The organism is Streptomyces sp. CA-181903 (assembly GCF_050937075.1).
Classification (GTDB): Bacteria; Actinomycetota; Actinomycetes; order Streptomycetales; family Streptomycetaceae; genus Streptomyces.
In genome coordinates, this window is sequence record NZ_JBNJLY010000001.1 from 807,271 (window position 1) to 833,233 (window position 25,963).

At 73.5% G+C, this 25,963-nt stretch carries 24 protein-coding genes, 2 pseudogenes and 1 riboswitch; of the genes and pseudogenes, 10 read left to right on the forward strand and 16 right to left on the reverse strand.

Going from position 1 to position 25,963, the window contains the following annotated elements; translation table 11 throughout:
* Positions 1-135 precede the first annotated feature (135 nt).
* The 3 genes and pseudogenes from ACQEVS_RS03360 to ACQEVS_RS03370 all read right to left on the reverse strand — a co-directional run.
* Positions 136-510, reverse strand: a complete 375-nt coding sequence (locus ACQEVS_RS03360) for a hypothetical protein (RefSeq protein WP_433014958.1) — start codon at positions 508-510, stop codon at positions 136-138.
* Positions 511-657: 147 nt separating this feature from the next.
* Positions 658-888 carry a hypothetical protein gene (locus ACQEVS_RS03365; protein ID WP_433014961.1) on the reverse strand — a complete coding sequence of 77 codons (231 nt, stop codon included), beginning with the start codon at positions 886-888 and terminating at the stop codon, positions 658-660.
* Positions 889-1,588: 700 nt separating this feature from the next.
* Positions 1,589-2,155 (reverse strand): annotated as a pseudogene (locus ACQEVS_RS03370) (TerD family protein); the annotation flags it as partial.
* A gap of 283 nt (positions 2,156-2,438) precedes the next feature.
* Here ACQEVS_RS03370 and ACQEVS_RS03375 point away from each other — a divergent pair.
* On the forward strand, positions 2,439-2,705 hold the full coding sequence (locus ACQEVS_RS03375) for a GlsB/YeaQ/YmgE family stress response membrane protein (protein WP_433014964.1): 267 nt from the start codon (positions 2,439-2,441) through the stop codon (positions 2,703-2,705).
* Positions 2,706-2,726: 21 nt separating this feature from the next.
* On the opposite strand, the gene ACQEVS_RS03380 is transcribed toward ACQEVS_RS03375, so the two are convergent.
* Positions 2,727-3,002: a YciI-like protein gene (locus ACQEVS_RS03380; RefSeq protein WP_433014967.1), complete on the reverse strand. Its 276-nt coding sequence runs from the start codon at positions 3,000-3,002 to the stop codon at positions 2,727-2,729.
* 194 nt (positions 3,003-3,196) lie between these two features.
* Here ACQEVS_RS03380 and ACQEVS_RS03385 point away from each other — a divergent pair, with 194 nt between their 5' ends.
* Positions 3,197-3,880 carry an adenosylcobinamide amidohydrolase gene (locus ACQEVS_RS03385; protein WP_433014970.1) on the forward strand — a complete coding sequence of 228 codons (684 nt, stop codon included), beginning with the start codon at positions 3,197-3,199 and terminating at the stop codon, positions 3,878-3,880.
* 28 nt (positions 3,881-3,908) lie between these two features.
* Here ACQEVS_RS03385 and ACQEVS_RS03390 read toward each other — a convergent pair whose 3' ends face one another.
* Entirely contained in the window at positions 3,909-4,760 is an 852-nt protein-coding gene (locus tag ACQEVS_RS03390) for a class I SAM-dependent methyltransferase (RefSeq protein WP_433014973.1), read from the reverse strand.
* A 206-nt stretch (positions 4,761-4,966) separates the two neighbouring features.
* Here ACQEVS_RS03390 and ACQEVS_RS03395 point away from each other — a divergent pair, with 206 nt between their 5' ends.
* Entirely contained in the window at positions 4,967-5,848 is an 882-nt protein-coding gene (locus ACQEVS_RS03395; RefSeq protein WP_433014976.1) for an esterase/lipase family protein, read from the forward strand.
* Positions 5,849-6,085: 237 nt separating this feature from the next.
* Here ACQEVS_RS03395 and ACQEVS_RS03400 read toward each other — a convergent pair.
* A pseudogene (locus tag ACQEVS_RS03400) lies at positions 6,086-6,418 on the reverse strand (acyl-CoA thioesterase); the annotation flags it as partial.
* A gap of 151 nt (positions 6,419-6,569) precedes the next feature.
* Positions 6,570-6,812, reverse strand: a riboswitch (cobalamin riboswitch).
* Positions 6,813-6,937: 125 nt separating this feature from the next.
* On the opposite strand from ACQEVS_RS03400, the gene ACQEVS_RS03405 reads away from it, so the two are divergent.
* The 4 genes from ACQEVS_RS03405 (at position 6,938) to ACQEVS_RS03420 (ending at position 11,112) form a co-directional block, all read left to right on the forward strand.
* The gene (locus tag ACQEVS_RS03405) at positions 6,938-7,561 is read left to right on the forward strand and encodes a DUF6230 family protein (protein ID WP_433014979.1); all 624 of its coding nucleotides are present in this window, start codon (positions 6,938-6,940) and stop codon (positions 7,559-7,561) included.
* 2 nt (positions 7,562-7,563) lie between these two features.
* Positions 7,564-8,682 (forward strand): DUF6114 domain-containing protein, encoded by a 1,119-nt coding sequence (locus ACQEVS_RS03410; RefSeq protein ID WP_433014982.1) that lies wholly within the window; start codon positions 7,564-7,566, stop codon positions 8,680-8,682.
* 56 nt (positions 8,683-8,738) lie between these two features.
* A complete protein-coding gene (locus tag ACQEVS_RS03415; protein WP_433014985.1) occupies positions 8,739-10,163 on the forward strand; it encodes a glutamate decarboxylase in 1,425 nt (474 codons plus the stop codon).
* A 79-nt stretch (positions 10,164-10,242) separates the two neighbouring features.
* Positions 10,243-11,112, forward strand: a complete 870-nt coding sequence (locus ACQEVS_RS03420; RefSeq protein WP_433014988.1) for a class II glutamine amidotransferase — start codon at positions 10,243-10,245, stop codon at positions 11,110-11,112.
* A 76-nt stretch (positions 11,113-11,188) separates the two neighbouring features.
* Here ACQEVS_RS03420 and ACQEVS_RS03425 read toward each other — a convergent pair whose 3' ends face one another.
* From ACQEVS_RS03425 to ACQEVS_RS03465, 9 genes are all read right to left on the reverse strand, one after another.
* A complete protein-coding gene (locus ACQEVS_RS03425; RefSeq protein ID WP_433027219.1) occupies positions 11,189-12,220 on the reverse strand; it encodes a 2-aminoethylphosphonate ABC transporter substrate-binding protein in 1,032 nt (343 codons plus the stop codon).
* Between the two features lie 46 nt (positions 12,221-12,266).
* A complete protein-coding gene (locus ACQEVS_RS03430; RefSeq protein ID WP_433014991.1) occupies positions 12,267-13,058 on the reverse strand; it encodes an ABC transporter permease in 792 nt (263 codons plus the stop codon).
* The gene (locus ACQEVS_RS03435) at positions 13,045-13,941 is read right to left on the reverse strand and encodes a 2-aminoethylphosphonate ABC transporter permease subunit (protein WP_433014994.1); all 897 of its coding nucleotides are present in this window, start codon (positions 13,939-13,941) and stop codon (positions 13,045-13,047) included. Before ACQEVS_RS03435 ends, ACQEVS_RS03430 begins: the two co-directional genes overlap by 14 nt.
* Entirely contained in the window at positions 13,934-15,070 is a 1,137-nt protein-coding gene (locus tag ACQEVS_RS03440; protein ID WP_433014997.1) for an ABC transporter ATP-binding protein, read from the reverse strand. Before ACQEVS_RS03440 ends, ACQEVS_RS03435 begins: the two co-directional genes overlap by 8 nt.
* Positions 15,067-15,768 carry a phosphonatase-like hydrolase gene (locus ACQEVS_RS03445; protein ID WP_433015000.1) on the reverse strand — a complete coding sequence of 234 codons (702 nt, stop codon included), beginning with the start codon at positions 15,766-15,768 and terminating at the stop codon, positions 15,067-15,069. Before ACQEVS_RS03445 ends, ACQEVS_RS03440 begins: the two co-directional genes overlap by 4 nt.
* 5 nt (positions 15,769-15,773) lie before the next feature.
* Positions 15,774-16,904: a TIGR03364 family FAD-dependent oxidoreductase gene (locus ACQEVS_RS03450; protein ID WP_433015003.1), complete on the reverse strand. Its 1,131-nt coding sequence runs from the start codon at positions 16,902-16,904 to the stop codon at positions 15,774-15,776.
* A 134-nt stretch (positions 16,905-17,038) separates the two neighbouring features.
* Complete coding sequence (locus ACQEVS_RS03455; protein ID WP_433015006.1) at positions 17,039-17,815, reverse strand: GntR family transcriptional regulator; 777 nt, start codon at positions 17,813-17,815, stop codon at positions 17,039-17,041.
* Positions 17,816-18,076: 261 nt separating this feature from the next.
* Entirely contained in the window at positions 18,077-18,277 is a 201-nt protein-coding gene (locus tag ACQEVS_RS03460; RefSeq protein WP_433015009.1) for a hypothetical protein, read from the reverse strand.
* An 872-nt stretch (positions 18,278-19,149) separates the two neighbouring features.
* Entirely contained in the window at positions 19,150-19,860 is a 711-nt protein-coding gene (locus ACQEVS_RS03465; RefSeq protein ID WP_433015012.1) for a TetR/AcrR family transcriptional regulator, read from the reverse strand.
* A gap of 65 nt (positions 19,861-19,925) precedes the next feature.
* Between ACQEVS_RS03465 and ACQEVS_RS03470 the strand changes: the two genes are divergently transcribed.
* From ACQEVS_RS03470 to ACQEVS_RS03480, 3 genes are all read left to right on the forward strand, one after another.
* Entirely contained in the window at positions 19,926-21,443 is a 1,518-nt protein-coding gene (locus tag ACQEVS_RS03470) for a monooxygenase (RefSeq protein WP_433015015.1), read from the forward strand.
* A 600-nt stretch (positions 21,444-22,043) separates the two neighbouring features.
* Positions 22,044-22,808 (forward strand): Clp protease N-terminal domain-containing protein, encoded by a 765-nt coding sequence (locus ACQEVS_RS03475; RefSeq protein ID WP_433015018.1) that lies wholly within the window; start codon positions 22,044-22,046, stop codon positions 22,806-22,808.
* Between the two features lie 137 nt (positions 22,809-22,945).
* On the forward strand, positions 22,946-24,310 hold the full coding sequence (locus ACQEVS_RS03480) for a serine hydrolase domain-containing protein (protein ID WP_433015021.1): 1,365 nt from the start codon (positions 22,946-22,948) through the stop codon (positions 24,308-24,310).
* Between the two features lie 224 nt (positions 24,311-24,534).
* Here ACQEVS_RS03480 and ACQEVS_RS03485 read toward each other — a convergent pair whose 3' ends face one another.
* Positions 24,535-25,839: a hypothetical protein gene (locus ACQEVS_RS03485; RefSeq protein WP_433015024.1), complete on the reverse strand. Its 1,305-nt coding sequence runs from the start codon at positions 25,837-25,839 to the stop codon at positions 24,535-24,537.
* Between the last annotated feature and the right edge of the window lie 124 nt (positions 25,840-25,963).

Sequence of the window (25,963 nt, forward strand, 5' to 3'; positions counted from 1 at the left end):
ATAGATGATGCGACAGGTGATGCGACAAGTGATGCGATAGGTGATGTCGGCGGTCGATTGCGGGAGAACCGTGGATCATGGGCAAAAGAGGTGTGCGCCCGGCCCCTTACCCCTTCCGCCCCTCGCCGCAAGCCCTCAGGAGGGACGGTGGCCGGGCGAGCCGGCTCCCGCCCGGCGGCGCCGGATTCGTCTGCGCCGCCCCTCTCCGCCACCGCTCCGACGGCCGCCCATGACGAACGTCAGCCACAGGTCGGCGCCACGGGCCGCCAGGAAGCGCCGGCGCTCCCGGCGCGAGCGCGGGCGTGCGGGACCCGCGCCCCGCGCACCCTGCGGCGGGAGCGCGGCGTCGGCGAGGCGGCGGCCCGCCCGTGCGAGGTCGGCCAGGACGCGGTCCCGGTGCCGCTCGCCGCGCCCGCCATGCAACTCCGTGTACAGGCCCTCGATTTCCGCCACGGCCGCACTGATGAGCAGGTCGCCCCCGCCCGCCGGTGTCGCCCTGTCCCGCGCCATCCGCAGCCCCCTTCGGACGATGGTCACGACGCGTGGTGGCGACGCGCGGCCGCCTGGTCGCGCACATGACTTGCCCAACTGCGCAACCGGGCAACCACGCGGGCGGGAGATCGTCCTGACGCGCGGGCCGTCCGCGAGGGGAGGGGGTTACGGGCTGGCCGGGTCGAATCCGTAGCGGAGCGGCTCTTCGGCCACGCGCAGGTCGCGCCGGTAGACGTACAGCGCGCCCACGCGCGCGTCACCGGCGGGGACTTCGACGACGCACGGGAGGGTGACCTGCAGCACGCCCGGCCGCTCGGTCACCTTGATCCGCATGCCGTCGGCCGGCCCACCGGCCAGCACCGCCGTCTCCTGCTCCCGCACGCCGTCTCCCGCCATGGGGACACTTTATGCATTGCGCAAGTGTGGAACAAACGGTGGAGGCCGGGGACCGGCGGAAGGACGGTCAGTCCTCGTAGTAGTTGTTGACGATCACGTCCGGCTCGTCGTCGTCGAACGCCTCGTTCAGCAGCGCACCGCCGACGAGGCCGGCGGCACCGGCACCGATGAGCGCGCCCGCGCCGAAGCGGCGCCCGCCCTGCTGACCGCCGCCCTGCTGCGGGTCGTTGTGCGGGGCCGGGTAGCCCTGCTGGGGCTGCGCGTAACCCTGCTGCGGCGGCTGGGGGTAGCCGGCCTGCGGATACCCCTGCTGCGGATAACCCTGCTGCTGCGGCGTGTAGTACGGGGGCGGCGTGGTCTGCACGCGGTGCGCGCAGCCGCCGCACGCCTGGACCGGCCGGGGCACGCCCCACTGCGGCGACCAGGACACCGTCGTCATGCCGGGGCCGTGGTTGGGGTCGAAGAAGCAGGTCACGGAAGGACTCCCTGTGGGTTGCTGAGGTGCCGCCGCGAGCGTCGGCGCGGTGTGGGGCGTCGAGGGGACGACGACCGTCGGTGTCGGAGCGGAGGCCGGGGCCGACATCGGGGCCGGTGCCGGCGCGGAGGCCGGGGCCGGGGCGCCGTCGGCGGCCTTCCGGATGGGCGCGGACGCGGCCGGCTCGGCGGAGGTCACGGAGGGAGCCGGCGCCGCGTCGCGCAGCACGTCCACCCCGTAGTCCGCGGCGATCCCCGCGAGCCCGGAGGCGTACCCCTGCCCCACGGCCCGGAACTTCCACTCGGCGCCGTGGCGGTACAGCTCGCCGAAGACCATCGCGGTCTCGTTCCCGGCGTCCCCGGCCGCGAGTTCGTAGCGGGCCAGCTCGGCCCCGCCGTCCTGGTCGGTGACCCGGATGTGGGCGCCGCGGACCTGGCGGAAGTCCTGGCCGCGCGCCTCGGCCTCGTACAGGGACACCGGGAAGACGATCTTCATGACGTCCGCCGGGACCCGCCGGAGGTCGACGTGGATCCGCTGGGCGTCGCCCGCGGGGCCGGCGCCGCCGGCGTCCCCGGCGTGCCGGACGGAACCGTCCGGGCTGGTCAGGTTGTTGAAGAAGACGAAATGCCCGTCGGAGAGCACCTTCCCGGACTGGCCGCACAGCAGCGCGCTGGCGTCCAGGTCGCATCCCGGGGCCGCCTGCCAGCCCAGCCCGACCGTCACCGCGGTCAGCCCGGGGGCCTGCCTGCTCAGCGAGACGTTGCCGCCCTTGGTCAGGGGCACACCCGCCACACCCCTCTCCCTTCCCTCACAGCCACCCCGGCCCCGCGCGGCGCACCGCACGGGACGCAGCCGGGGCCCGGCTCGTCCGGTTCCCTTGATTTCCTGCCGACACGACGGGTCTCACCTGGGGGAACGTCATGTCGCCCCGGCTCGCCGCCATGTCACAGCCTGATGCGCATACTTTAGCCCTTGCGCAACAGGGGAACCGTAGGGGTGGCCCCGACCGTTCTCCTACCCGACGAGGAACGGCGGCGCCGCGCCGGCGACTCCGGAAAGGGCGGAGGAAACACACATGGGCATCATCGGCTGGATCATCCTGGGCCTGCTGGCCGGAGCGATCGCGAAGATCCTGCTCCCGGGCCGGGATCCGGGCGGCCTCATCGGCACCACCCTCATCGGCATCGCGGGTTCGTTCATCGGCGGCTGGCTGTCGGCGAAGTTTCTGCACCGGTCGGTCACCCACCACTTCTTCGACGCGGCCACCTGGGCGGCCGCCATCGGGGGCTCGCTCGTCCTGCTGATCGGGTACCGCATCCTGTTCGGCAACTCGCGCGACTGAGGGCGGTCGACGCGCCCGGCGTCACCCCACGACGACGTTCCACGGCCGCACGGACCACCGTGTGACCAGCCCGTGCCGCACATAGGGGTCCCGCTTCGCGAACTCCTCGACGGCCGACGGGCCGTCGACCCGCCACACCGGCAACGCCCGGTCCCCGGGCTCCTCCAGGGGCCCGGCCAGGAGCAGCGCGCCCTGCTCGTGCGCCTCCCGCACGAGCCCCAGGTGCTCCTCCCGCAGGGGCGTGCGGCGCTCGGCGTAGTCGTCGGCGAGCGCGTATTCCAGCACGTAGTACGCCATGTTCGTCCTCCGTCGCCCGGGCGCCCGGCCTGCGCCGGCCGTCGCTCCTCGGTCGGGTCTCCCACCGCGGCACCCTACTGCCCGGGCGGCCCCCGCCGCCCGCCCCCGTGGCCCCAGCGGTCGGCGGGGAAACCAGCCCGTACGCGTACGATCATCGGCGCCACCCCTGCCCCATCCCGAGAGGTGACCTGCCGGTGACCGCCGTCATACCCCCGCCGGACGCCGACACCGGCCTGCTGGACGTGCGCCCGCTGACGCGCACCGAGGACGGCGGGCCGCTGCACGCCCTGCTGTGGCACGCGGGCCCCGGCTGGCGGATGGTCAGCAGCGCCGTCCTCGGCGGGGGCATCGCGGAACGGTCCTGGGTGCTCAACGCCCAGGTCGCGCACGGCTACCGGCGTACGGACCCGGCCGCGCACCTGGCCGGCATCGCCCGTGCCGCCGGCGCGGGCGGTGCCGGGGTGGGCCTCATGACGGCGGCCGACGTCTCCGCCTTCGGCCGGGCCCACGACGGCGGCGTGGAGGCCGTGGCGACCGCGGGGATCGCGGTACGGGGCTGGGCGGCCTCGCCGGAGGAGGGCACCGCCGGGTTCGCGGAACCCGGCACGATCAACATCATCGCCGCCGTCCCCGCGGCCCTGACCGACGCCGCCCTGGTCAACGCCGTCGCCACCGTCACCGAGGCCAAGGTCCAGGCGCTGCTGGACGCCGGCCACGACTGTTCCGGCACACCCACGGACGCCGTGTGCGTGGCGGCACGCGTCCCCCGGCCGGGTGCGGCGGCGCACGCCTTCGCCGGGCCGCGTTCCCTGTGGGGCGCGCGACTGGCGAGGGCCGCGTACCACGCCGTGCGCTCGGCCGTACCCGCGGCGGTCTGACACACCGGACGAGCCGGACGGTCCCGGGCTACCGGCCGTCGGAAACGTCCACGCGGACGAAGGCCGGCATGAACACCCTCCGCACCCACCGCCATCGCTGCGCCAGGTGCAGGGGCCGGAGCACCGCCCAAGTCCCCAGCGTGTACGGGCCGATCGGGCGCTCGGTCACCGTGTGACGGCTCTCCCCCGGGGCGGGCCGCAGGTAGGACGAGCGGCGGGAACCGTGCAGCGGCGGAAACCGGAAGGTGCCGCCCCGGGTCAGGAGGCGGCAGACCGACCGGCGGGCCATCCAGCGGGGAATCGTGTCGAAGAGCAGGACACCGCGCGGGAAGTGGCGGGCGCACAGGCGGACGAGGGCGGTGGTCTCGGCCGGGGGCAGGTACATCAGCAGGCCCTGGGCGGAGATCAGCACCGGGGCCTCGGTGGCGGTGCGTTCCGCCCACCGCGGGTCGGTCGCGGAACACTCGACGGTCCGCTGCCGCCGGCCGTGCGGCAGCACCGCCCGGCGCAGGGCGAGCACGTCCGGCAGGTCGACCGAGAGCCAGTGCACCGAGCCGTTGTCGACCCGCCAGAACTGGGTCTCCAGGCCCTCCCCCAGCGCGATCACGGTCGCTTCGGAATGGGCGCGCAGGAACTCCGCGGTCGCCGCGTCGTACAGCACGGCGCGGCGGGCCAGGTACTGCTCGAGGAGCGAGCGCGGCGGCCCGAACCACGTCTCCAGGGGCCAGGCGCACCGGTCGGCCAGTCCGACGGCGACGGGGTCGTCGAGGAGCGGGGGGTTCCGGCGGGCGGCCGACGCCCGGTGGTGGAGCGTCCACAGGGACGTCAGGGCAACAGGCGGCAGGGCGAGCGGGCCCCGGTCTTCCTCAGAGGTCGCCATGGGGTGCGCCTACCCGCCGGCCGCGGCGGACAGGGGCCGCCGGGGGACGGCCACCCTTCCGAGGGGTGCGACGCACACGCGTGCGGGGCCGGGCCGGAGTTCGGCGGCGTACGAGCCGGGTAGCGGTGGCGAAGATGCGCCCTCGGGAGGGGAACGCGGCCTCGCGGGTCCCCCGGGGCTCCAGCGTTGACGGAGGAATCGCCGCAGTGATCCCACCCCGCCTTGTGCTCCGCCTCGTCCTCTGCGCCATACTGCCGGTTCTCCTGCTCCTGTCCGGGACGTCGCCGGGTGCGGGCGCCGCGACGGCGTCGGCCCGGCCCGTCGTCCCACCGGGGCCGCCCGGCAGCGGGGACGGGCGCCCGTGCAGACCGTCCGCCGCACACCCGCGACCCGTCGTGCTCGTCCACGGGACGTGGCTGGACGCCGCCGCCACCTGGCCCGCGCTCGCCGGCCACCTCACGCGGCGCGGGTACTGCGTCTTCGCCCTGGACTACGGGCGGGTGCCCGACGCCCCCGGTCTCGCCGGCCTCGGCCCGGTCGAACGCTCGGCCGGTGAACTCGCCTCCTTCGTCGACGAGGTGCTGGCGACGACGCGCGCCCGGCAGGTGGACATCGTCGGGCACTCCCAGGGCGGCATGATGCCGCGCTACTACCTGCGGTTCCTCGGCGGGGCACGCAAGGTGCACACCCTCGTCGGCCTCGGGCCCAGCAATCACGGCACGACCGTGCTGGGACTGTCCACGCTCGCCCGGTACGTCCCCGCCACCACCGTCCTCCTCCACCACCCGGCCCTCCGGCAGCAGCTCGCGGGATCCGCCTTCCTCCGCGAGCTCAACCGGGGCGGCGACACCGTTCCGGGTGTGCGGTACACCGTGATCGCCACCCGCTTCGACGAGGTGGTCGTCCCGTACCGCTCCCAGTTCCTCACCGGCCCGGACGTCGACAACATCCTGCTCCAGGACGTGTGTCCGCTCGACCCGGCCGCGCACTGGACCCTCGCCCTGGCGGACCCCGTCGCCTTCCGGCTCGTGGCCAACGCCCTGGATCCCGCGCACGCCGCTCCCGTCGACTGCGGCGGTCCGGCCTAGGTGCGGCCGCGAGGCGCCACGGGATGATCCGCTCCATGCCGGACCCCGCCCGGGAGCGGAAGCGGGTCCGGCGCCGCGAACTCCACCACCGCGGCGGCCACTTCGGCGACGGGACGATCGTCATCACCGGTCCGGGGACGACGAAGTGCCGGGACGCGGCCGGCGGGGCGGGGCGGTCCGGCGCACCGGACCGCCCCCCGGGGGTCAGGAGCCGGCCGCTCCCGGCTCCCCGAGTGCCGGTACGGGGCGGGGCCTGCCGTCGGCGTCGACCGCGACGAACGTCAGCCGCCCGGTGGCCACATCGGTGACCGGCCCGGAGGCGTTCCACCGCTCCGCGGTCACCCGGACCGCCACGCTCATCGAGGTCCGGCCCGCTCGTTCCAGCTCGGCGTGCACGCTCAGCAGGTCACCGGCGCGTACCGGGGCCAGGAACGTCATCCGGTCCACCGAGACGGTCACCGCGGGGCCGCCCGCGTGCCGCCCGGCGGCGGCCGCGGCCGCGTCGTCGATGAGCTTCATCACCACACCGCCGTGGATCGTGCCGTACAGGTTGGTGTCGTGCTCGCTCATGATGTGGGCTAGGGAAACCCGGGAATCGGCCGGGCCCTTGGCGGCGGCGTGCAGGGTGGCGGTCGTGTCGGCCACGTCAACTCTCCTTCGCGAGTCGCGGGAAACGGACCGGCGGCACGTACGGACGACGGCCGGCCGGCCGCACGCACTGGGGGCGTACGGGCAGCGGGCAGGTCTTCGGACTCGCGGGCGCGCCCCGTGGCGTACGGAATCCGTCGGATCCCGTACGAGGCACCTACTGGCCGTCGCTTCCCGGGCCCGTGCGTCGGGCCCAGTGCGTATGACGGCGGTCGTTCCCGCTCACCGCTGCGGGGCAGTCCCGGATTCCCACCGGGTTCCCTCTTACGACGCTCCCGTCCGGCCGACGGGGCGAACCAGCTGCGTGCGTCAGCGTAACCGCAGCGCCCACCCCGGCATTCCTCCTCATGGGTGACATCACGTCACGACTACGGACCTGGTGGGCGGGCAGCTTCTTGCGGGGGGCGAGAGGGCTCGCCGCGGCCGGGGAGGCGGAGGGACATGAGCGGGGTGGCGGACGACGCGGCGACGCCGGCCGAGGGCCGTACGGTGTGGCGGCGGGCGGTGCCGGTCGCGGCCCTCGCGCTGGCCCTCGTCGGGGTGATGGCGGTGGCCATGGCCCAGGGCGTGCTGGCGGCGTCCTTCGCCGTCTCGGGGACGACGTCCCAGATCTCCGCCCGGAAGCTCACCGGCAAAGGGCTGACCGTGTTCACCGCGGTGGACCGCACCGTCGACGGCCCGGGCCGGCCGCAGGCCAGGATCGGCGTGGGGAACGCGACGCTCACCGGCCTGTGCGAGTCGACGCGCGTCAACACCCCGGTCGGGACGGTGACGTTCAAGCTCACCGCGGGCGACCGGGACACCGCGGTGACGGTCGACGATCTCGTCATCGACGTGGACGACCTGACGGGCGACGCCCGGTTCGGACGGATGGAGCTCGGCCGGGACGCCTCCACGCTGGACGCGGTGCCCCACAGCCAGGGCGCGGCCGGGCAGTTCGGCCTCCAGGCGACGGACCTCGAAGTGGACGGCATCCGCACCCACGCCCGCTCCGCCACCGGAGGTAACTTCCGCCTCAAGGGCCTGGCCCTCAGCATCCGCCCCGGCGACAAGGGGTGCTACTGACCGTGCACCACGACGCGGCGCCGGAACCGCCGCCTCCCGCGCCCCGACGCCGTACGGCACCGCGCAGGTGGCGCCGGACCCGGCCGTTCTGGGCCGGGACGCTCCTGCTGCTGGCGGGCGCCGAGCTCGTCGCCGTCACCTGCGCCCCGCTCCCCGTGGTGATCACGCTGGGCACGGGCGGGCTCGCCACGCTCGGCCTGGGCTGCGCGCTGGTCGCCGCCGGCCTCTTCCTCTGGTTCCTCCCCCGCGCCCGCCACTACATCGGGCTGCACGCCGTGCTCCTGGCGGTGTTCTCCTTCCCCGCCAGCAACCTGGGCGGCTACTTCGTGGGGGCGTGCCTGGGGATCGCCGGGGGCGCGATGGGGTTCGCCTGGGCTCCGGGCCGGCCGGCCCGGAAACCGGCCCGCCGCGTCCCTTCGTCCACCGCGAAGGCCCCCGGGCCCCCGGCTCCTCCCCCGGCCCCTCCCTCCACGGCCCTCGCCGCCGTGCTGCCCGCCGTCCTGCTCACGGCCCTCCTCCCCCGCGCCCCCGGCGCGGCGCCCGTCCCCGCGGCGGCCGTCTCCCGTCCCCAGCCGGTCACCGCCTCCCGTTTCACCACCAGCCACCTCACGGTCACCACCGTCACCTCGCTGCCCACCGCGGCGGGACGGCGCAAGGTCCTCGCCCTCCACATGTCCTCCGCCACCCTGGCGGACTACCGGTTGCACGGCGCGGAGGCGACGGCGGCGCACCCTCCGATCGACCTGTCCGGCGACGAGATGCGCCTCGCCGGTGACGTCACCCTGTTCGTCGGCCGGTTCAGCGGCTGCCTGGAGCCCCTGCTCTGCCTGACGTTCGACGCGGAAGCGCTCCCGCCGCCCCCCGTGCTGCCGATCGCCGTCACCCTCACCCACCTGCGGGCCGACCTCTACCTCATCCGCAGCGCCGACGCGGCCGTGACAGGACTGCGCGTCAACCCCTCACCCATCACCCCGTCGCCCGTCGCTCCGTCGCCCGCCGCCTCCCCGTCCGTCGCCACCGCCGCACGGCCGGCGGCCTCGAGGGACCTGGACCTTTACACCGGTTCGGGGAGAGACAGCGGCCGCTACCATGTAAATCCAGGCGAATGCAATGCGTCATGACTGTCCCACGGCGGCCGCCCGCGGTCACCGGCCGGGACGGAAGGGACCGAGCGCGTATGACGGTGAAGCGGCACGACCACGGCGAGAGCAGGGACCTGGAGGTCAATCCGGTCTTCAGCAGGGAACCCGTCCGGGTGCCGCGGTACGCGATGCCGGACGGGGAGATGCAGCCGGACACCGCCTACCAGGTGGTGCACGACGAGCTGATGCTCGACGGCAACGCCCGGCAGAACCTGGCGACGTTCGTCTCCACCTGGGCCGAACCCCAGGCACTGCGCCTGATGGCGGAGTGCGCCGAGAAGAACATGATCGACAAGGACGAGTACCCGCAGACCGCGGAACTCGAGAACCGGTGCGTGCACATGCTCGCCCGGCTCTGGCACGCCGAGGACCCCCGTCACGCGATCGGCTGCTCGACCACCGGGTCGAGCGAGGCGGCGATGCTCGGCGGTCTGGCGCTCAAACGGCGCTGGCAGCACAAGCGCCGGGCCGAAGGCAGGCCCACCGACCGGCCCAACCTCGTCATGGGCATCAACGTGCAGATCTGCTGGGAGAAGTTCGCCGACTACTTCGAGGTCGAGCCCCGCTACGTGCCCATGGAAGGCGACCGCTACCACCTCACCCCCGAGACGGCGGTGGAGCTGTGCGACGAGAACACGATCGGCGTGGTCGCCGTCCTCGGTTCCACCTTCGACGGCAGTTACGAGCCCGTCGCCGGCATCGCGGCGGCGCTGGACGACCTCCAGGCACGGACCGGGCTGGACGTCCCCCTCCACGTCGACGCGGCGTCCGGAGGGATGATCGCGCCGTTCCTCGACCCGGACCTGGAATGGGACTTCCGGCTGCCGCGGGTCGCCTCCATCAACACCTCCGGGCACAAGTTCGGCCTGGTCATGCCCGGGGTGGGCTGGGCGCTGTGGCGCGACGAGGACGCCCTCCCCGACGACCTCGTCTTCCACGTCAACTACCTCGGCGGGGACATGCCCACGTTCGCGCTGAACTTCTCCCGGCCGGGCGCCCAGGTCGTCGCCCAGTACTACAACTTCCTCCGCCTCGGCTTCGACGGCTACCGGCGGGTCCAGCAGACCTGCCGCGACGTCGCCACCCGCCTGGCCGCCGAGATCGCCGGGCTCGGGCCGTTCGAACTGCTCACGGACGGCGGTGACATCCCCGTCTTCGCCTTCCGGATCCGGGACGGCATCGACCACTTCAGCGTCTTCGACGTCTCCGCCGCGCTGCGCGAACGCGGCTGGCTGCTGCCCGCCTACACCTTCCCGAAGAACCGCACGGACCTCGCCGTCCTGCGCATCGTGGTCCGCAACGGCTTCAGCCACGACCTCGCCGACCTGCTCCTGGAGGACCTGAGCCGGGTCCTGACCCGGCTGGACAAGCAGCACGAGCCGCACCGCGACGCCGACGACGCCGGCGGCTTCGCCCACGGCGCGGAGACCAAGAACCCCCGCCGCCCCGGCCGTCACTGACCACCCGCCCCCACCGGACGGCCTGTGCCCTCGCACCCGCGGGCGCGGGCCGGCCGCCTGGCGACCGAGGAGAAGACCCATGTGCCGCCTGTTCGGCCTCAGCAGTGCCCCCCAGCGCGGTTCCGCGACGTTCTGGCTGCTGGACGCCCCCGACAGCCTCAGCCGGCAGAGCCGCAAGGACCCCGACGGCACCGGTCTGGGCCACTTCGCGGCGGACGGAACCCCGCACGTCGACAAGGCGCCGATCGCCGCCTACCGGGACCGGGCCTTCGCCGAGGAGGCCCGGCGGGTGGAGTCGGCCACCTTCGTCGCCCATGTCCGCTACGCCTCCACCGGCAGCCTCGACACCCGCAACACCCACCCGTTCGAACAGGACGGGCGGCTGTTCGCCCACAACGGCGTCATCGAGGGCCTCGACGAGCTCGACGCCCACCTGGGCGAGGACCGCGCCCTCGTCAAGGGCGACACCGACTCCGAACGGTTCTTCGCCCTCATCACCCGCGAAACGCGGAAGAGGGACGGCGATGTCGCCGCCGGCATCGAGCACGCCGCCCGGTGGATCGCCCGCAACCTGCCCGTCTACGCCCTCAACGTCGTCCTCGTCACGTCCGGGCACCTGTGGGCGCTGCGCTACCCGGACACCCACGAGCTGTACGTCCTGGAGCGCCTGCCGGGCGGCCCGCACGGCGGGCGGCACCTCGACCACAGCGGCAGCCGGGGGCGCATGCGCGTCCACTCCCCTCACCTGGCCGGCCACCCGGCGGTCGTCGTCGCCAGCGAGCGCATGGACGACAACCCCCACTGGCGGCTGATGGAGCCGGGCGAACTCCTGCACGTCGCCCCGGGCCCCCGGGCCACCCGCCGCGTGGTCCTCCCCGAGGCCCCGGCGCACCGCCTGGCCCTCGCCGACCTGAACCCGGACGCCGCCGCCTCCCAGAAGCCCGTCTGACGCGGGGCCGGGACACGCCGGTCGGCACGTTCGGGGGCCGGTGGCATGACCGCGCCCGCCGCCGCGGCGGCTCCGTTCAGCTGCCGGTGGCCTCCCGCCACGCCGCGACGTAGGCGGTGAGGTTCTTGTCGATGTCGGCCCAGTCGGGGCGGAAGACCTCCACGTCCTTCATGACGCGGGCCAGGGAGGCGGCGTTCGGATCGGTCGCCTTGACGTCGGTACGGGCGGAGAAGCCGCCGCCGACGGCCGAGACGTCGCGCTGCGTCCGCTCGGTGAGGAGGTGGTCCAGGAACTTCTTGGCGTTCTCGGTGTGCGGGGCGTTCCTCACCAGCCCGGCCGCGTACGGCAGCGCGAAGGTGGTGGGCTTTCCGCTGTCGCCGGCGGGGAAGAAGATGCCCTGGTTCGGCATCGTCTTCATGTTGGCGAAGTTCATCTGGACGTCCCCGTTGGCGACGAGGAGTTCGCCCTTGTCGACCTTGGGGGCGAGCTGGCCGGTGGACTTGGAGGGGCCGACGTTGTTCTTCTGGAGGTCCTTGAGGTACGCCATGGCGGGCTCCTTGCCGCCGAGGTCGTGCATGGCCTTGATGAGGACGACCGTGCCGTCGCCCGCGACTCCGGGAGTGGAGTACTGCAGCTTGCCCTTGAACCTGCCGTCCAGGAGGTCGCGCCAGGTCTTCGGCGGACCGTCCTTCAGCTCCTTGGAGTTGTGGATGAAGCAGAAGTAGTTGTTGACGACCGCCGTCCACTTGCCGGCCGGGTCCTTGTCGCCGTCCGCGACCTTGTCCGAGCCCGCGGGCCGGTAGGCGGCCAGCAGGCCCTTGCCGTCGGCCTGTTGGACGAAGGGCGGCAGGGTGACGACGACGTCGGCCTTGGTGTTGGACTTCTCGCGGGCCAGGCGCTGCACGATCTCGCCGGAGCCGCCCTCGACGTAGTCGACCTTGATGCCGGTCCGCTTCGTGAAGTCCTCGAAGACCTTGTCGTAGAAGCCGGAGCCGTCCTCGGCCTTGAGGCCGTCGGCGCTGTAGACGGTGATCTCCTTCGCGCCGGCGTCGGCCGTCCCGCCGCACGCGGTGAGCGGGAGGAGGAGCAGGGGGGCGAGCGGGAGCAGCGTACGGGGCGGGGCACGGGCGGGACTCCTTCGAGGAAGGGGTGGGTCAGCGGTGGGAGGCTCGGGTGCGGACGCGGGAGACCGCGAGGAGCACGAGGAGCGTGGTGCCGATGAGGACGACGGCGAGCGCGGCACCGGGGAAGAGGGCGCCGCGGTCGGTGGCGGCGAAGACCTTGACGGGCAGCGGCAGCCAGTCGGGCGGGTAGAGCATCATCGTGGCGCTGAGCTCGCCCATCGACAGGGCGAAGCAGAGGCCCGCGGCCGCGGAGAGGGACGGCAGGAGGAGCGGCAGCCGCACCCGCAGCAGGACGCGCAGGGGGCCGGCGCCGAGGCTCGCGGCGGCCTGCTCGTAGGCGGGGTCGAGACGGTCGAGGGCAGCCGACACGGACTGGTGGGCGAAGGCCGTGACCAGGATCGCATGGGCCAGGACGACGATCGCGGGCGTCCCGTTGAGCAGGAACGGGGGCTTGGAGAAGGCGACCAGCAGGGCCAGGCCGACGACCACGGACGGTACGGCCACCGGCAGCATGAACAGCAGGCCGATGACGCGGCGGGCGCGCGGGCCCCGGGCCGCGAGGGCCGCCCAGGTGCCGGTGGCGAGGGCGAGCGCGGAGGCCGCGAGGGCGGTGAGCATGCTGGTGGTCAGGGCGTCGAGCGCCTCTCCGTGGGCGACGGCCCGGTAGTGGTCGAGCGTCGCGCCGGAGGGGAGCGCGCCGCTCCACCGGGTGGCCAGGGAGGCGGCCACGACGACGAGGAACGGCAGCGCGAAGACCGGGAGGAACAGGGCGAGGAAGACGGCCTGGACCACCAGGCGGGCGCGGCGGCTATGCACGAGCACGGCGACGGGTTCCTTCCAGGCGGTTGGTGAGCGTCCGGTAGAGCCCGTACATGGCCACGGAGAGGACGATGTTGACGACGGCGACCACGCAGGCGCCGGTCCAGTCGCCTTCGAGGATGGCCTTGCCGTAGACGAGGACGGGCAGCGTCGTCACGCCCTTGGCGCCGGTGAAGAGGACGATGCCGAACTCGTTGAGGCACATCACCAGGACGAGCGAGCCGCCGGCCGCCAGCGCAGGCAGGGCCTCGGGCAGGATCACCTGCCGGACGATCCGCGGGGCGCGGGCGCCGAGCGAGGCGGCGACGTCGATCTGCGCGGTGTCGAGCTGCGAGAAGGCGGCGAGCAGCGGACGCATCACGAACGGCGTGAAGTACGTGACCTCCGCGAGCACGACGCCCCAGGGCGTGTGCAGGAAGTCGAACGGGCCGGACGCGGCCCCCGTCATCCCGGTCCAGACGCCGTTGGCCAGGCCGGCGCTGCCGTAGACGAACAGCAGCGCGAGGGTGATCAGGAAGGAGGGGAAGGACAGGAAGACGTCGACGAACCGTCCGATCGCCTTGCCGCCGGGCATCGGCACGAAGGCGATGACCAGGGCGAGGGCGAAGCCGAGGAGCAGGGCGCCGACGGTCGCGCCGACGGCGATCAGCACCGTGTTGCGGAGGGCTTCGCGGAACGCGGTCTGGCCGAACACCTCGGTGTAGGCGGCGAATCCATGCCCGCCGCCGTCCGGGGAGACGGACTGCCACACGACGAGGGCGAGGGGGTGGAGGAAGAAGACGCCGAGGGCGGCGACGGGCGGGAGCGCCAGGGTCCAGGCCGGGATCCGCCGCCGCGCGGGGGCGGGGGCGGCCGTCGGCGCGAGTGGCAGCCGGACGCTAGCCATGGGCGGCACCCCCGGCCTCGCCCGCCGGCAGCAGCACCGCGTCGGCCGCGGCGAAGTGCAGTGTGATGGCGGTGCCGGGCGCCGGCGTCTCGCGGAGCTCGCGGACGTCGGCGATGACGCGGTGCCCGGCGACGTCGACACCCAGGCGGTGTGTGACGCCGCGCCACTGCACTTCGGCGACGGTTCCGCGCAGGACGTTCGTGCCCGGTTTCGTGCCCGGTTTCGGGCCCGATTCCGTCCGCGGATTCGTCCCCGGGTTCGGCCCCGAGGGCGGCCCCTCCCCCAGCCCGACCAGGTGCGGGCGGAGACACAGCGTGGCCGGGGCGCCGGCCGCGGCGTCGCCGGTCGGCACCTCCAGGTCCGTGTCGCCGAGGCGTACACCGCGACCGGTGACCGTCACCGGCAGGAGGTTGGCGTCGCCGACGAAGGAGGCCGTGAACCCGGTGCGCGGCCGCCGGTAGAGCTCGCGCGGGGTGCCGCAGTCCCGCAGGCGGGCGCGGTCCATGACGGCGACGCGGTCGGCGAGGGTGAGCGCCTCGGTCTGGTCGTGGGTGACGTAGAGCATGGTGACGTCGGGCAAGTCGCGGTGCAGACGGGCGAGTTCGGCGAGCATGCCGGAGCGCAGCCGGGCGTCGAGGGCCGACAGCGGCTCGTCGAGGAGGAGGACGCCGGGCCGGATGGCCAGGGCCCGGGCGATGGCGACGCGCTGCTGCTGGCCGCCGGAGAGTGCGCGCGGGTACCGCTTGGCGTAGCCGGTCATACCGGTCGCCTCCAGCGCCTCGGCGACGCGCGCGGCGGTCTCGTCCCGTGGCGTCCGGCGCGCCTTGAGGCCGAACGCGACGTTGGCGTCGACGCGCAGGTGGGGGAAGAGGGCGTACTGCTGGACCACCATGCCGATGCCGCGCCGGTGCGGCGGCAGGCCGGTGACGTCGTCGCCTCCGATGAGGACCCGTCCGGCGGCCGGCCGTACGAAGCCGGCGACCGCGCGGAGGGCGGTGGTCTTGCCGGAGCCGGACGGCCCGAGCAGCGCCATGACCTCGCCGGGCTCGACGGTGAGGTCGAACGTGTCGAGGACGACGTTCCCGTCGTAGGCGACCGTCACGCCGTCGAAGCGGATGCCGGTGCTCAACGGTCGTCCTCCAACCGTGCGAGCAGGGCGGGGAGTTCGGCCACGGAGCCGAGGACGTGGGTCGCACCGGCGGCGCGGAGCGCGGCCTCGTCGTGGGCTCCGGTCAGCACGCCGGCGACGACGGTCGCGCCGGACCTGGTGCCGGAGAGCATGTCGTAGGAGGTGTCGCCCGCGACCGCGATCCGCCGGACGTCGTCCGCGGCACGGGTGCGCAGCAGGGCGGTGAGCACCATGTCGGGGTACGGCCGGCCGCGCCCGCCGGCGTCGGCGGGGCAGAGGGTGAGGTCGGCGAGGTCCGTCCAGCCGAGGGCGGCCAGGATGGCGTCCTGGGTGACGCGGGCGAAACCGGTGGTGAGGACCACCGTACGGCCGTCGGCGCGGAGCCGTTCGATCGCCTCGCGGGCGCCGGGAACCGGCTCGCAGCGGCCTTCGGCGACCAACTGCCCGTAGGCGGACTCGAATGCGGCATTGGCGCGCCGCGCCCGCTGCTCGTCGCCGTCGCAGAGGTGGCGGAAGACGGAGATCTTCGATTCACCCATGGTGGCGCGCACGTAGGCGAGTTGTTCCTCGTGGCGGGCACTGCCCGGCTCGGCGCCGAGGGTCCGCGCGGCGGCGTCGAAGGCCCGCTCGACCAGGCCGTCGTCGGCGACGGTGGTGCCGGCCATGTCCAGCACGACCAGGTTCACGCGTTCGGTCAACTTCCTCACCAGCCCAGTTCGTTCGCGGTGGCCTCGGCGATCGCCGGGGAACAGGTCATGCCGCGCCCGCCGGGGCCGGTCACCAGCCAGGCGTCGTCGCGCAGGCGCTCGCGGTGCACCACGCGGGTGGTGTCCGCGCACTGCGCGTAGACGCCGGCCCAGCGGCGCCGGACGGGCGGCAGGGGGCAGCCGAGCAGCGCCTCGGCGACGGAGGCGAGGTGCTCGTACGGGGCCTCGTCGACGTCGAAGCCGAACGGCTCGGCGTATTCGTGGGTGTCGCCGATGGTCAGTCCGCCGTCGGCGCGCTGCACCATGAGGAGTTGCATCCGGTGCTCGGCGGCGGTCGGGGTCTGGGCCTGTGCGGCGGCCATCGCGTCGAGGGCGGGGCCGTCGTAGGCGGGGTAGTAGCGGAAGCTGTCGGCGTCGGCGACGGAGGTGGTGAGCGGCTCGCCCAGCGGCGCGGTCTGCATCATCTGCAGCCGTACGCGGCGGACGGGCAGTTCCGGGGCGAGCTCGCGGACGAGGCCGCCCAGCCAGGCGCCGGTGCAGAGCACGAGCGCGTCGCCGCCGTGCACTTCGCCGCGGTCGTCGCGGACGGCGGACCCGGCGGCGGTGTCCACGAGGTCGCGGACCTCGCGGCCGCCGAGGAAGGTGTAGCGGCCGGAGCGGAGCAGGGCTTCCTTCAGGGCGCGCTGGGCGGTGCGGGGTTCGACGGCGGCGTCGCGGTCGCAGGCCAGGGCGCCGAGGAGGGTGCCGCGCAGGGCCGGGTTGGCGGCCCGTACCTCGTCGGGGGTGAGGAGGCGCAGGCCCCGGGCGGCGGCGTCGGGCCGGTTCAACGCGTCCCGGGCTACGGCGAGTTCGGTCTCGGTGGTGACGGCCGTCAGCGAGCCGTTGGCGCGGAAGCCGAGGCCGGGGACGGCGGCGCCGATCTCCTCCCACAGCTCCCGGGCCCGCAGCGCGGTGGCCAGCTCCTCCCCCGCGGCCCGGCCGCTGACCCAGATCAGGCCGAAGTTCCGGACCGAGGCACCCCGGGCCTCCGCCTCGCGTTCGATGTGGACGACCTCGTGGCCGCGCTCGATTGCCTGCCAGGCGTGCATGGTTCCCAGGACGCCGGCTCCGACGACTATGACTCGCATGCCCCGAACAGTCGTCAGGGCGGGTGACGCGCGGGCGACCGTTCGGCGAACCGGCGGGAAACCGGGCATCAATCTTGGACTAGACCCGTTACCTTTTCGTTATGTGCGCCGGGTCGGGCGTCCCACTCCGTTCGTCAACTCCCGCCGTGCAGATGGGCGGTGAAGGAGAACCGATCCCCCCGGTAGAGCGAGCGCACGCGCTCCAGCGGCCGGCCCTCCGTGTCCCGGGACACCCGGTGGATCAGCAGCATGGGCAGCGCGGGCGGCGTACCGATCAGCAGGGCCTCGCGCGGCGTGGCCAGGACGGTCTCCAGCCGCTCGTCCGCGTCCCCGAACGAGATGCCGAGCCGCTCGCGGAGGTAGCCGTAGAAGGAGGAGTCCGGCTCGAAGTCCGTATCCAGCCTCGGCGCCCGCTCCACCGCCACGTACGTACTCTCCAGCCCCACCCGTTCGTCGTCGGCGAGCAGGACCCGCTCCAGGTGCCAGACGGGGTCGAGGGGTTCCACCCCGAGGTCGGGTGCGAGGGCGGCCGGGCAGGCGAGCCGGTCCAGGCCGACGAGCGAACGTCCCGGGCGGCGGCCCTGGCGGCGCACGCCCTCGGTGTAACTGGCCAGGGAGAGCGGCTGCTCCAACTTGGGCCCCGCGACGACCGTACCGCGCCCCATCCGCCGCAACCGCCCCTCGAGCAGCAGTTCGCGCAGGGCCTGCCGCACGGTCTCCCGGGACACCTCGAAGCGCGCGGCCAGCTCGCGCTCGGTGGGCAGCAGACCGCCCTCCCCCAGCTCGTCGAGCAGCCCGGCGAGGCGCGTCTTGACCGCGTAGTACTTGGGAATCCGCCCGTGCTCGGGAATACCGGCCCGGACCGGGGCACCGGCCGGCCGACCGGGCTCGTCGCGCGTATGCGTGTTCACGCCGCGATCTTCGCACTCCCGGACACGGGACGGGAATCAGCGGCTTGTGGCGCCACATGTCCGGCTGCCGGCAGGGATCGGTGCCCCGCGATCCCTCGACAACCGCTCCAGCTCCCGCCCGGCTCCCACCCGGCCGACGGCTTCGCGGACGGGTAAGCGAGCACCTCGGCCTCGGTGAACGGGCGAGCCGGGAAGGGCCCCCTGCCGTCCATATCGTGCGGCGCCTGGAGGCCAGGCGCCGTTGTCATTCGTACGGCGCGGTCAGTCGTGCAGCTTGTGCAGCCACAGCCCCACACCTACGCCGTTGCCGGTGAGGGCGCACACGTGGTTGTCGAACTTGCCCCGGTCCGCGTCCACGGCGCTGGTGCCCGCCTTGTTGCAGTTGTCGTAAGTCCAGTACCAGGTTTGGTACTCCCAGCAGGGAACGGTGTTGTTGTTGTCGGAGCAGCTCGGCGCGGGCACGTTGTCGAACGGTCGCGCCGGGGCGGCTGCCGCCGCCGGGGGACGGCTGTGGGCGGTTGCCTGGGCTGTCGCTGCGCCGACGCCGAGACCGCTGATCACAGCGGCTGCGGATGCCACACAGGCTGCCACGCGTGCCGAGACTCTCATCGCTGCTTCCCTTCTCCCGGCTCCCGCCCATGGCAGGAACCCATACCTCTCAAGCCCCAGAGAGGGACCGCACCGTGGCTACCCAGAGGAAACGTTTGCCTACTCGCGCCATGCCTGCGGATTCACGCAATCGCGGCAGAAGCGGGTGCGCCGACACCGGCGCGCGCGGATGTGCACGGCACGCGGCCACCTTGGGTTCTGCACCTGGTCGTCAGGGGCGGGGCCTGCGCCGGACGAACTCCTCGGCCGGGTGGCGGCCACGGCGAACACGCTGGTCTTCGCCCCGACCGGACTCGCTCTCCTCGCGGGCACGGCCATGGTCGCGGCCGTCGACTACCGGTGCAACTGGCCGTGGCAGCCGCGCTTGCCCTGTCAACCGCCCTGCTGCCGGCAATCACCGCCCGCACCGTGCGTCGGCGCATTCCGGCCGGGCCGAGCACGGATGACATCACCGCCGGCACGCACACCGTCCGCAGGTGAGCAGAGGGGATGAGTCCCCGAACCCGACGTGAGACGTGGGCGGTCTGCGCCCTCAGACGGCGGGCGGAATCTCCGTCGGCACGCGGTCCGGCGCGGCTGCTGGGATGGCCCGGCGGGCAGCAGGCCGACGTACTCGGTTCGCGCCCGGCGCAGCGCCCGGGCCCGTACGCCGTCTGTGGTCCGTTCCCGGGCCGCCTTGGCCCGCAGCGCAGGGACCGCGGTGGTGACGGAGGAGGCGCCCGGACTCACCGTCGGGCGGCGCGCAGTCCGTCCAGGAGCAGTCGCAGTCCGAACTCGAAGTGTGCCGTGAAGTCCGTATCGGTGAGCGCCGGGAGGGTGGCGGCGAGGTGCGGATACGTTCCCGCCGTCACCGCCTCGTGCAGAACCCCCGCATCGGCGGGCCCTACAACGACAGGCCCCCCATCGGTAGGCCCCGCACCGGCGGATCCCTCGCCCCTCGGCCGGAGGGCGGCCTGCTCCTCCAGGGTGTGGCCGACGGTGAAGTTGGTCACCGCGTAGAGCGCCCGCGCCGCTTCGTCGTCGCCGAAGCCCGCCTCACGCAGCACGCCGACGAGGCGGTCGGCGAAGCGCAGGGTGTTCGGGCCGGTCGAGTGCGTGCCGGCGAAGACGCGTGCGCCGTCGCGGTGGGCGAGCAGGGCCGTGCGCAGTGCGCGGGCGAGGCACGCCGTTCTCTCGCTCCAGTCGCCGTCCCCGGTCGGCCCGGCGGCGTCGGCGACCCCGTCGAGCATGCGCTCGGCCATCGCGGTGAGCAGGTCCTGTTTGGTCGCGAAGTAGCGGTACAGGGCGCCGGCCCGGGCGTCCATCGCGTCGGCGAGCCGGCGCATGGTCAGCGCGTCGAGACCGGCCTCGTCCAGCAGGTCGAGGGCGGTCCGGAGGGTGCGGGCCCGGTCGAGTCGGGCCGGCCGGCCTCTGGTCGGGCTTGACGGGGAGCTCATGGACCTCACTATAGTGAACGACGTTCACGTGAACGTCGTTCATTAAATAGGGGAGAGTGCCTCCGATGAACACCGATGTGATGGTGGTGGGCGCGGGCCCGACCGGCCTGATGCTCGCCTGCGAGCTGGCGTCGGCGGGCGTACGGACCCGGATCCTGGAGCGCCGCACCGAACCGCAGCGCGATTCGCGGGCGCTGAGCCTGCACCCGCGCAGCGTGGAACTGATGGACCAGCGAGGGCTGCTCGACCGGTTCCTCCCGCTCGGCCGGACCGTCCCGGGCTGGCACTTCGCGGGTCTGCGCACCCGGCTGGACTTCGGCGCCCTCGACTCCCGGCACGGCTACACCCTCTTCCTGGCCCAGGCGCGCACCGAGGCGATCCTCGAAGAACGGGCGCACGAGCTGGGGGTGGAGGTCAGCCGGGGGTACGAAGTCCTCGGCGTGCGTCAGGACGGCGACGGGGTGGAGGTGGAGGCGCGCGTGCCCGGCGGCGGCACCGAGACCGTACGCGGCCTGTACGCGGTCGGGTGCGACGGCGGACGCAGCGTCGTGCGGCAGGCCGCGGGAATCGGCTTCCCCGGCACCGACGAGACCCTGACCGGGGTGCTCGGGGACTTCGCGGTAGTCGACCCGCAGCCCGGCGCCCTCGACGTGGCACGGGCCCGTGGCGTGCTCGTCGCGCCGCTGGAGGGAGGGCTCACCCGGTTCGTCTGCCTGGATCCGGAGCGGATACGCGTGCCGGCCCGGGAGCCCGTGACCCTGGAGGAGTTCCGTGCGTCACTCATCAGAATCACCGGGTCCGACTGCGGGGTCGCCGAGCCCCGCTGGCTGTCGCGCTTCGGCAATGCCACCCGGCTCGCGGAGCGCTACCGTTCGGGACGCATCCTGCTGGCGGGCGACGCCGCCCACATCCACTTCCCCGCGGCGGGCCAGGGCCTCAACACCGGCCTCCAGGACGCCGTGAACCTGGGGTGGAAGCTGGCCGCCGCCGTCAACGGCTGGGCCCCGCCGGGGCTGTTGGACAGTTACGACGGGGAGCGCCGGCCGGTCGGCCGGTCGGTGACCGAGAACACCGAGGTACAGACCCTACTGGCGGAGCTGACGCTGATCGCGCAGTACCGGCGCCCGGCCGCGGCCCTGCGCGAACTCCTCGACCATCTGCTGGGCATGACGGAGGTGAACCGTTGGCTCGCCGATCGGATCTCCGCGCTCGGCACCCGCTACCCGCCGACGACCCCGGGCGCCGATCCGCTGGTGGGCCGGCGTATGCCCGACGTCGGGCTGACCGCCGCCGGTTCGCGGGCGACGCGGGTGTACGAACTGCTCGCCCAAGACAGCCGCTTCGTCCTGCTCGCCCTGGCCGGGGGCCGGGCCGTTCGGGAGGCCGTCGACGCGGGCTGGGGCTCGCGGGTCACGGCCGTCACCGTCGACACGCACGACGAGCACGCGGACCTCGACGGGGTGACCGAGGTTCTCGTACGCCCCGACGGCCACGTCGCGTGGGCCACCCGCACCACCGACGGCGGCACGCGCGACGACGAACGGGCCCGGGCGCTGACCGCCTGGGCGGGCGCGCCCTCCTGAAAGTGGAGCCGCGGTCGGCTCACCCATCGTGCGCGCACAGCAATACGCGTCCGGGGCCCGCGCAAAGGCCCCGACCGGCGAGCCCGGCGACCACGCCCTCGGGCTGTCCCGGGCCCTGGCACCCCGGGCCGGCCTACTCGGGGCGGCCTGACGACCAGGGCCACTTGACCGCCGTCGGCCGGTGCCGCCCGCTGCGCTTGGTCCTCGCACACGGGCAGGCCGGTGATGCGCCTGCTTTCGAACAGGTGACGGCCCAAGTCCCTGGCGCCCGGGACCATCGGAAGGACCCGGACCAGGAGTGAGGGCATGGGCATGGGCATGGGCATGAGATGCACTTCGGGTCTGCAGCAGTCCGCCGATCCGTACGAGGGTGTCCATCGACTCATCGACATCACCGTCTGGGACGAAGCCGTTTTCCCAGGGCTGCGGCCGCATCGCCCCGGAGTACGGCCTGCGCTCCCCCAACCCCCGGCGGGACCGGCCGGCCTGAGCGACCGAGCAGATCAAGTAGCCCACCGCGAGCGGCACTTCGAGTACATCGCCCTTCAAAGACACGACTTTCACTGTACTCCCTACCCCCTATGGGGTTATCTTGGGGGTATGCCGAAGATCAACGTCTACCTACCCGATGATCTGGCCGACGCGGTCAAGAAGACCGGCGTGCCGGTGTCGGCTGTGTGCCAGCGGGCCTTGGAGCAGGCCGTGCGCCGGGTGACCGCCATCCGGGAGACGGTCCTGGCCGATCTCGACGACGCCCCGGCCGGGGCGCTGGCGCACTTCACCGTGCGGACGCGAGCCGTGCTCAAACTGGCGGTCGAGCGAGCGCGCGACGCCGGCTCCCCGAGGACGAGCACCGAGCACCTGCTGGGCGCCTTGCTGGACGAGGGCACCAACCTGGCCCTGCATGTGCTTCGCGCCCTGGAGATCGAACCCGAGCAGGTCGGACGTGACCTGGCCCGACGCCGGTCCGGACGGCAGGTGACCGCCCCGCCGGACAGTGGTACCCACCGGCTCGACGGGCCCGCGTCCAACGCCTTGGAGCTGGCGGTCGTCGAGGCGACCGCCCTCAGCCACAACTACATCGGCTGCGAACACCTGCTGCTCGGCCTGTCCGGCGAATCCGACGGCATCGCCGGACAGGTACTGCGAGCACTGGGGGCCGATCCCAAGCTCGTCCGCCGGGCCGTCACCGCCGCGCTGGCGGGCTACGTCCATATGCAGGCCGAAGGCGGGCAGGGTGGTCGGCCGACGGCGTCCGCCGACGCACCGCGAGACCTCGCCGCGGCCGTCCGCGCCGAACTCGCCCCGTTGAACCGGCGCATCGCACGACTGGAGGAGCACCTCGGCCTGCCTCCCGAAGGCTGACCACCGTGGCGGCCATCCGCGATCGCGGCCGACCGTCCGATCACAAGCGGCACTACTGCCGATGTCTCCTCCCGGCCTGGCAGCGATGGCTCCTGCCGACCGTCTTCGTCGTCATCGCATCAAGGGGGAACTCTGTGATGAAACCTGTGCCGAACGCCCTCGGCAGCCTTGCGTCCGACCCCATCGCAGCCCTGGCCGCCGATCCGCAGGCGACGGCGGAGCGGCTGGCGGCGTTGCCGTCGGTGGCGGGTGTACAGGTCGCCGGGATCGTCGACGGCGCGGCGGGCGTCGGCGCGGCGGGCGTGGCCGACGCGGAGACGGGCGAGCCGGTGACCGCCGGCACCAGGTTCCGGATCGGCTCGATCACCAAGCTGCTCACGGCGGAGTTGGTGATGCGCTGCGTCCTCGAAGGGCGACTTGGTCTGGACGAGCCCCTGGTCCGGTTCGTCCCGGGACCCTGGAGCGGGGTGCTCGTACGCCACCTGCTGTCGCATTCCACGGGGATGGACGCCGGTGACATCTTCGTCGACACCGGGAACGACGATGACGCCATCGCGCGCTACACCGAGATGCTGCGCGGGACGGGCTCCCTGTTCCCGCCGGGCGCGACGTTCTCCTACTGCAACGGCGGCGTCGTCCTCGCCGGCCGGCTGGTCGAGGTCCTGCTGGGCCGGACATGGCGGGAGGCGCTGCGCGAGAAGGTCCTCGACGCGGTGGGCATGCGCGAAACGGGCTTCGTCACCGGCGTGGACGCCGAGCACGACCTGGGCACCGTCCGCGGTCACGTGGTCCGCGGTGGCGAACCGGCCGCGCTCCCCCGGCGGATCGACAACCCGATGTGTACGCGCGGCCTCGATCCGGCCGGCGGCACCCTGGTGTCCACCGCGGCCGACCTCGGCCGCTTCACCCTGGCGCACCTGCGCACGCCCGGCACGGAGGTCATGCGCACGTTGCACGCACCGGCTCCTGGCGGCGTGGCCACCATGCTCGGGGCCGGCCTCGGCTGGATGGTCTGGGCCAACGCCGCCCAGGCCGGCGTGCGGATCGGCGGCGCCAACCCCGGCCAGTCCGGCCTGATCGCCGCCGACCCCGCCACCCGGACCGCCGTCGTCGTGCTCACCAACTCCGATCAGGGCGTCGACGCCGTCAACTCGCTGCTCGACGCGCCCGGCCCGTTGCCCGCCCCGGAGCCCGAACCCGCCCCGGAAGACCTGTCCCGTTACGCGGGCCGCTACGTCTCACACGCAGCCGCCATCGAAATCACCATCATCGATGGCGGCTTGCTCGCCCGCGCCGAGGGATACCCCGACCTACCGCTCACCCCGCGCGACCGCCGGACCTTCGACTCACCGGGCGGGCCGGTGGCGTTCCTCGACTCCCACGACTTCGACGACTTCGACGGCTTCGACGGCTTCGACGGCTTCGACGGCTTCGACGATCACCGCATGCCCGGCGGTCTGCGTTTCCGGATGCGCGTCATGCGTCGGGACCGCACGGCGTAACTCCGACAACGGGGCGGCTTCTGCGCTCGGCGAGCCGGAACCTGGTGCCCCCGACCGAACCACCGTGACGCCCCGCGGCAGGCTCGCGCTGTATTGCCAAGACGGCGCGGGCGGCGGTTCGGGGCGCCTGCCACCGAACCGGAAGTGGCCCGCTCGCGGAGCACAGTGGAGCCCGCATCCGAGGGCAACTCCCACAACCCGCTCCCTGCCACACCCCGCCCCCGTCAGCGGTTCGCCTGCCGGGCGCCGATGATCGCGATGTCGCGGTAGCCGCAGAAGGCCACCTCCGGCTTGGCGTAGTGGGTCCAGGGCGCGGCCCCTATCCAGCCGTCCAGCAGGCGGAACTGCTCCACCGCCTCCGCGTACCGCTCCTGCTTCGTCAGGACGTACGCCAGGAGGTGGCGGGCGTCGGCCAGCCAGGGGTGGCCGGGGCGGCACGCCGCCACGTCCATCAGCGTGGCGTCGACCATGGCGGTGAGGTGGACCGAGCGGTAGGCGACGTCCGGAGCGTCGTCGTCCAGGTGGTGGTACCAGTACTGCAGCGGGAGCATCGTCATCAGGTTGCCGGGCGGAACCGTGCGTGCCGCCGTCCACGCGAACTCCAGGGCCAGTTCCTCCGATCCGCGCCAGCGCGGGAACCAGTACGACAGCGCGCCCGAGTGGGCTCCGAAGTGGTACGGGGCACGTGAGGTGATCTCCGCCCACAGCTTCCGCATCTCCTCGTGCGAGGCGCCCGTGCCCTTGTACAGCGGGATCGCGGCGGCGTACGGGGTCGGGTCCCCGGGCGCGGCCAGGGCGACGGCCCGGGCGAAGTCCTCCCTCGCCTCCTCCAGCACGCGGTGGAATCCCGCGAACTGCTCGGCCGTGGTGTCCTTGGCCCAGGCCGTGCCGCGGATCTGCCAGGCCACGGCCACCTTCGCCTCGGCCCTGACCAGGGCCGCGCCCGGGTCGTCGGGGAGCGCGGTCTGCCAGGCCCGCAGCCAGACGTCGTCCTTGGCCGCCTCTTCGCCGATGATGCCGGCCAGAGCCGAGCGCCGTTCCCAGTCGGTGCCCGTCGCCTCGAGCGCCTGGGCGGCGGGCTGCCAGTCGCCCCGCTCGAGGGCCGCCACCACGGCGACGGCTTCGTGGTCCGCGAAGGACCGCTCCGCGTTCTGCCGCTCCGGCGGCAGCCAGCCTTCGGCGGCCAGTTGGGCTGCGGACGGCCTGGCGCGGCGCTTCCTCCACACCCAGATGGAGGCGGAGACGGCGATGACGATGAGGGACAGCAGCATGCGGGAGGGAAATCCGATCGGGTCTCGGCGGCAAGGGGCAGTAGTCGGGGCGGTCAACGGGTACGTGCGCAGGAGCTCGTGCGGCACAGCCATGTCGGGGACGCCGTCGACCGCCGCCCCCGCCGACCGCGCCACCGCCTCCTGCGCCGTGCCGCCCGACGGCGGCAGCGAGCGGCGGCAGCGCTCGGGCGGGCTCCCACCAGGACAGTACTCACCGGGCCCGCGCCGCTTCGCCCAGGGCCGGTTCGGTGAGATCACACAACCCTGCCTACAGCCCCAGGCGCGGGAACTCGTGGGCATCCCGGGCCGTCTCCGGAGACCTGACCAGACCGGATAGCCTGCGATCCGCCACATCCGCCCGTCGTCGACGCGATCGAGGAAC

What these genes read in the sequence shown, in the direction of transcription:
- ACQEVS_RS03360 (WP_433014958.1), bottom strand. Translation starts at nt 510, where the DNA reads ATGGCGCGGGACAGGGCGACACCGGCGGGCGGGGGCGACCTGCTCATC.
- ACQEVS_RS03365 (WP_433014961.1), bottom strand. Translation starts at nt 888, where the DNA reads ATGGCGGGAGACGGCGTGCGGGAGCAGGAGACGGCGGTGCTGGCCGGT.
- ACQEVS_RS03375 (WP_433014964.1), top strand. Translation starts at nt 2,439, where the DNA reads ATGGGCATCATCGGCTGGATCATCCTGGGCCTGCTGGCCGGAGCGATC.
- ACQEVS_RS03380 (WP_433014967.1), bottom strand. Translation starts at nt 3,002, where the DNA reads ATGGCGTACTACGTGCTGGAATACGCGCTCGCCGACGACTACGCCGAG.
- ACQEVS_RS03390 (WP_433014973.1), bottom strand. Translation starts at nt 4,760, where the DNA reads ATGGCGACCTCTGAGGAAGACCGGGGCCCGCTCGCCCTGCCGCCTGTT.
- ACQEVS_RS03405 (WP_433014979.1), top strand. Translation starts at nt 6,938, where the DNA reads ATGAGCGGGGTGGCGGACGACGCGGCGACGCCGGCCGAGGGCCGTACG.
- ACQEVS_RS03415 (WP_433014985.1), top strand. Translation starts at nt 8,739, where the DNA reads ATGACGGTGAAGCGGCACGACCACGGCGAGAGCAGGGACCTGGAGGTC.
- ACQEVS_RS03420 (WP_433014988.1), top strand. Translation starts at nt 10,243, where the DNA reads ATGTGCCGCCTGTTCGGCCTCAGCAGTGCCCCCCAGCGCGGTTCCGCG.
- ACQEVS_RS03435 (WP_433014994.1), bottom strand. Translation starts at nt 13,941, where the DNA reads ATGGCTAGCGTCCGGCTGCCACTCGCGCCGACGGCCGCCCCCGCCCCC.
- ACQEVS_RS03450 (WP_433015003.1), bottom strand. Translation starts at nt 16,904, where the DNA reads ATGCGAGTCATAGTCGTCGGAGCCGGCGTCCTGGGAACCATGCACGCC.
- ACQEVS_RS03465 (WP_433015012.1), bottom strand. Translation starts at nt 19,860, where the DNA reads ATGAGCTCCCCGTCAAGCCCGACCAGAGGCCGGCCGGCCCGACTCGAC.
- ACQEVS_RS03470 (WP_433015015.1), top strand. Translation starts at nt 19,926, where the DNA reads ATGAACACCGATGTGATGGTGGTGGGCGCGGGCCCGACCGGCCTGATG.
- ACQEVS_RS03475 (WP_433015018.1), top strand. Translation starts at nt 22,044, where the DNA reads ATGCCGAAGATCAACGTCTACCTACCCGATGATCTGGCCGACGCGGTC.
- ACQEVS_RS03480 (WP_433015021.1), top strand. Translation starts at nt 22,946, where the DNA reads ATGAAACCTGTGCCGAACGCCCTCGGCAGCCTTGCGTCCGACCCCATC.